Annotated in this window: 3 protein-coding genes; 1 reads left to right on the top strand and 2 read right to left on the bottom strand. The window is 44.9% G+C overall.

The annotated features are described in order from the left end of the window. Positions 1-535 precede the first annotated feature (535 nt). The gene (purU, locus tag ACVBIO_RS21295) at positions 536-1,369 is read left to right on the top strand and encodes a formyltetrahydrofolate deformylase (protein WP_447173393.1); all 834 of its coding nucleotides are present in this window, start codon (positions 536-538) and stop codon (positions 1,367-1,369) included. 125 nt (positions 1,370-1,494) lie between these two features. Here the strand turns inward: purU and dapD are convergent, their stop codons facing one another. Then, entirely contained in the window at positions 1,495-2,319 is an 825-nt protein-coding gene (gene dapD, locus ACVBIO_RS21290) for a 2,3,4,5-tetrahydropyridine-2,6-dicarboxylate N-succinyltransferase (RefSeq protein WP_447160598.1), read from the bottom strand. A gap of 34 nt (positions 2,320-2,353) precedes the next feature. Then, on the bottom strand, positions 2,354-4,909 hold the full coding sequence (glnD, locus tag ACVBIO_RS21285; RefSeq protein WP_447160597.1) for a bifunctional uridylyltransferase/uridylyl-removing protein GlnD: 2,556 nt from the start codon (positions 4,907-4,909) through the stop codon (positions 2,354-2,356). Between the last annotated feature and the right edge of the window lie 240 nt (positions 4,910-5,149).

Here is a 5,149-nt window from a genome sequence, read left to right as displayed (position 1 = left end):
GAGTTCAGAGCGAGTGACAAAATTGTGTTCTAGGGATTGGGCAAGTGTGACCAGTTAATTTTCCAGTTTGGTATTAGTGTGCTTAGTCTCATGGCTGGCACGGTTAATTTATTGAGGCATGGTTAAAGATGTGAACATTCAGCGAAATTCAAGGATCTGCAGCCAAGGCTGATGATTGAAGCTAATCGTTATTCTCGGCTCTGCATACTACTTCGTCCTACCTCCTAAATCCCTTTCGTCGTATATCGAGAGCATCTTACGCAGTATGCAGAGCTTTACCATTTGCTTTAAACATCAAACATCAAACATCAGGCGCACAGCGTGAGCCATTCTGCCATGCCACTTCTGTGTTGCACTGACTGAAAAGGGAAAAACCATTTCTTCATCAACACGCCTTGAATTGAAAAGCCTGAGAGGCTCTGAACTGACCACATATTGAGTACGATGGGTATAAATAACTGTCGGTGATTGAAAGTTTTTTTTGAGCAAGGTAGCTTGATAGGTTCGGGTAAGGTTAACGGGTTACAGAGGGCGTATGGAAAGGAAAATATTAATCATTGATTGTGCAGACGCGCCAGGACTTATCACTAAGATCACCGGGGTTTGTTTTGAGCACGGGCTAAATATTATTAAAAATAGTGAATTTGTTGATAATGCTCAAGGGCGCTTTTTTATGCGTACCGAGCTCGAAGGGCTAACTTTTTCTCCCTCGTTACAGCGAGAATTACAGGCGGTACTGCCAGAGAAAAACCATACCCGATTAGTTGATGCAGGTAAAAAGCGCATTGTGATTATGGTGACCAAAGAAGCTCATTGTTTAGGTGATATCTTAATTAAATCCTACTCATGCGCCTTAGATGTCGAAATCGCGGCGGTGATTGGTAATCATCAGGTGCTGCAGCCGTTGGTTGAAAAGTTTGATATCCCTTTTTATTACATCAGCCACCAAGATGTAAGTCGTAGCGAACATGAAGCTATGATGCTTAACGTTATCGCTAATTACAGCCCTGATTATATTGTATTAGCAAAGTTTATGCGGGTGTTAGCTCCTGAATTTGTCAGCCAATATCCGAGCAAGATTATTAATATCCATCACTCATTTCTACCTGCATTTGTCGGGGCCGCCCCATACAAACAAGCATGGGAGCGAGGTGTCAAAATCATCGGGGCGACAGCGCACTTTGTGACGGATTCGCTCGATGAGGGACCCATTATCAAACAAGATGTGATCCCGGTTGATCATAGTTTTAGTGCTGAGGATTTGGCTCGCTGTGGCCGTGATGTTGAAAAAAGCGTTTTGAGCAAAGCATTGCATTTAGTGGTTAATGAAGAGGTGATTGTTTACGGTAATAAAACGGTGGTGTTTTAGCTTTTATAAAGCTGAGCTGCCTTGAGATCACCAAAGAATGCTAACCAAAGTATGATAACAACAGAAGAAAAAAATCCCGCAAAATGCGGGATTTTAAAGCGTGGAGTAATGAGCCCTTGGATCAATTAATCGACGATGCGCAGTAGTTCGTTAATGCCGACTTTTCCGCGAGTCTTCTCATCGACTTTTTTAACGATGATGGCAGCGTATAAACTATAGGTACCACACTTAGAGGGTAGGTTGCCTGCAACAACTACCGAGCCTGCTGGAACGCGGCCGTAATGTACTTCACCGGTTTCACGGTCAAAAATACGTGTGCTTTGGCCGATATATACGCCCATAGAGATCACACTACCTTCTTCAACCACAACACCTTCAACAATTTCAGAGCGTGCGCCGATAAAGCAGTTATCTTCAATGATGGTCGGGCCGGCTTGTAATGGCTCTAAAACGCCACCAATTCCGACGCCGCCAGACAAGTGAACGTTCTTACCAATTTGAGCACAAGAACCGACAGTTGCCCATGTATCAACCATAGAACCTTCATCAACATAAGCGCCAAGGTTGACGTAAGATGGCATTAGTACTGTGTTTTTACCAATAAATGAACCTTTGCGGACTGCTGCTGGTGGTACTACGCGGATCGCTTCTTTGCGGAAACGGGCTTCGTCGTAATCAGCAAACTTCATTGGTACTTTGTCGAAGTATTTGGTTTCTGCGCCATCGATAACTTGGTTGTCGAAAATGCGGAATGAAAGTAATACCGCTTTTTTCAGCCACTGGTGAACGTGCCATTCGCCATTAATTTTTTCAGCAACTCTGGCTTCGCCAGTGTCTAGCATGGCAATCACTTTTTCGACATCAGCGCGAACACTTGCATCAACTGTTGCCGGAGTGATCTCTGCGCGTGCTTCAAAAGCCGCTTCAATTCGTTGGCGTAAAGCCTCCATTTACTTCTCCCAATATTTTCGTTTAATGATATATCTATAAAGCACTCATGAGTGCTTCACGTAATGTGTGTTGTTGAGTGTCATTTAGTTGCTGGCCATCGGCGCTCTGCAACAAAAAGAAATCTTCAGCTCTTTCACCAATGGTGGTGATTTTCGCTGCGAGTAAGGTAATTTCACAGCGGTACAATACTTCACCGACTCTGGCGAGTAACCCTGGGGAGTCGAGAGCGATAAGCTCCATCATACTTTTACCATGGCTACGGGTCTCAGGGAAACTGACTTGGGTTGCAACTTTAAAAGGTTTCATCTTTCTTGAAAGATTTCTAAACTTTGGCAACTTAGGCGTTTCATTACTTAAGGCTTTTATTAACGTCTTCTTGATCCCCTGGATCCGTGAGAGCTGTGATACGGGCTGGCCATCTTGTTCCAAAATAACAAAAGAGTCCAGCGCGTAGTTGTCCTTAGAGGTCATGATGCTTGCATCGTGAACGGTAATATTTTTATTATCTAAAATAGCCATCACGGCGGCAAATAACTTTGGTTTATCCTTGCCATATACAAACAACTCAGTTCCCCCGCGAGTAGCGTGCTTGGAGATCAAGACTAAGGCTTCATCATGTTTGTGTTTGATAATTGCCTCAGCATGCCAAGCAATTTGGTTAGGTTGATTTCGTAAAAAGTAATCGGCCTTAAAGCGCTGCCAAAGAGCGTCTAATTCTTTTTCCTTAATACCACGGCGCAGTAATTCTTTTTTCGCTTTAGCTTGATGTTCACGCACGCGGGCGCGAATGTCGACCGGCTTTTCCTTACCTCTGGCGAGCACTCTTTGGGTTGAAAAGTATAAGTCACGCAGCAGTGAGCCTTTCCAGTTATTCCAGGTTCTTTCATTGGTGGCACAGATATCGGCAACGGTTAAGCAATAGAGATAACTTAAATGCACGGCGTCGCGAACGCGCTCTGCAAAATCAGCGACAACATCGGGGTCGGAGATATCCCGGCGCTGGGCGGTAACAGACATCACCAGGTGGTTTTCAACCAACCAGCTGACTAAGCGACCATCATGATCATTCATGCCATGTAATTTACAAAAATCAAGCGCATCGGTCGCGCCGAGCTTGCTATGATCGCCGCCGCGCCCTTTGGCGATATCGTGGAAGATTGCTGCGAGTACCAGTAAGCCTTTTTTAGGGAGTTGGTTTATGAGGACAGAGCCTAGTGGGAACTCCTCTTTTTGCTCTGGCTGAGAGAATCGCTCAATATTGAGTAGTAGCCTGTGGGTGTGCTCATCAACGGTATAAGCATGAAACAGATCAAACTGCATCTGGCCTTCAATGGCGCGCCATGCGGGAAGATATGCCGACAGTACACCGTGCTTGTGCATCAGCGACAGTGCCACAATTCCTCGAGGGTGACGCAAAATCTGCATAAACAGTTTACGGCATGACTCGTGGTACATAAGCGGTTGTAGCTGAGCACGTCTAGCGCGGCGTAAACTGCGTAACGTGACGGCGTAGATAGCTTGAATATTGGAGTTTTTAGCGACCAACAAAAACAGCTGTAAGATATTTTCTGGCGTATCAAATAAGTCGCTATGTAAACTTTCAATAAAGATACCGCGGCGTTGGAAGTTGTCATCTATCGGGACGACTTCTAATGCTTTTATGTGGCCTAATGTTGCCCGTTTGAAGAGTTGAAGCAGCATTTGGTTTAGCTCCATGACTCGTCTAACCGTGCGGTAGTAGCGCTTCATCATCTGCTCAACAGCAAGCTGGGTGCCATCTTCATAACCCATTAACTTAGCGACCTGCGGCTGCAAGTCAAACAACAGCCTGTTTTCATCACGGCCGGAAATTAAGTGCAATGAACAGCGCAGTTGCCACAAAAAGTCTTGGGCTTCTAATAGCTCGTCAAGCTCTGTTGGCTCAAGAAAGCCGTGGTACACCAACTCTTCAAATTTCTCAGCGTTGAAGTGGCGCATGGCGACCCAGGCGACAGTCTGAATGTCGCGTAACCCACCGGGGCAGCTTTTTAAATTAGGCTCTAAATCAAATGCGCTGGCGCGAGTATGACGGGCTATTTGTTCGTCCCGCTTGGCGACATAAAACTCACTGCTGGGCCAAAAATTATCTTGGCGAATATTGCGGTAAAGTAGAGTAAACAAAGCCTGGGGGCCACAAAGTAGGCGCGATTCAAGTAAATTGGTTGCCACAGTGACATCTATGCGGCCTTGCTCAAGGGTTTGTTCAATGCTGCGTACACTATGACCGACTTCTAAGCCTGCATCCCAAATAAACGCGATGAAGGCACCTAGGGCTTGTTCTGCATCTTGAGATAGCTCGCCTTCGGTCAGGAATAATAGGTCGACGTCTGAATGTGGGTGTAGTTCACCGCGGCCATAACCACCTACAGCGATTAATGCGATAGGAAACTGTTCGAGATGATGGGCGTGCCACTGCTTTTGCAACAGTTTATCAACGTGTTGGCAGCGAGTACTCACTATCGAGCGAATATCAGAAGTTGCATTAAAGGTTTCTAATAATTCTTGGTTCTGGTCGATTAACGCATTTTTTGCAGCTTGAGCACTATTCATCAAATCTCTTTTTCGAGAACGGATCCGTTGTGAACGATTATCTCTGCAAAAAAAGCTAATTTAAAGGGCTTTATTATGATTAATCATCAGTTAGCTAGGATTACGGCATCTTGCTTTATTTTGGTGCAGGTATTTGGCTGTAGACTCAGCGTTTGAAGCGGGTTTTATACCAATCTAAGTAAAAATATGATCTAATTGCATTCATCGTATTCTCTTCATTTGTGGTTATGGATAACTTTA

This window comes from Shewanella sp. 0m-8 (assembly GCF_052977265.1).
Note: the sequence above shows the minus strand (reverse complement) of the source record. Positions and strands in the feature narration are given on the sequence as shown.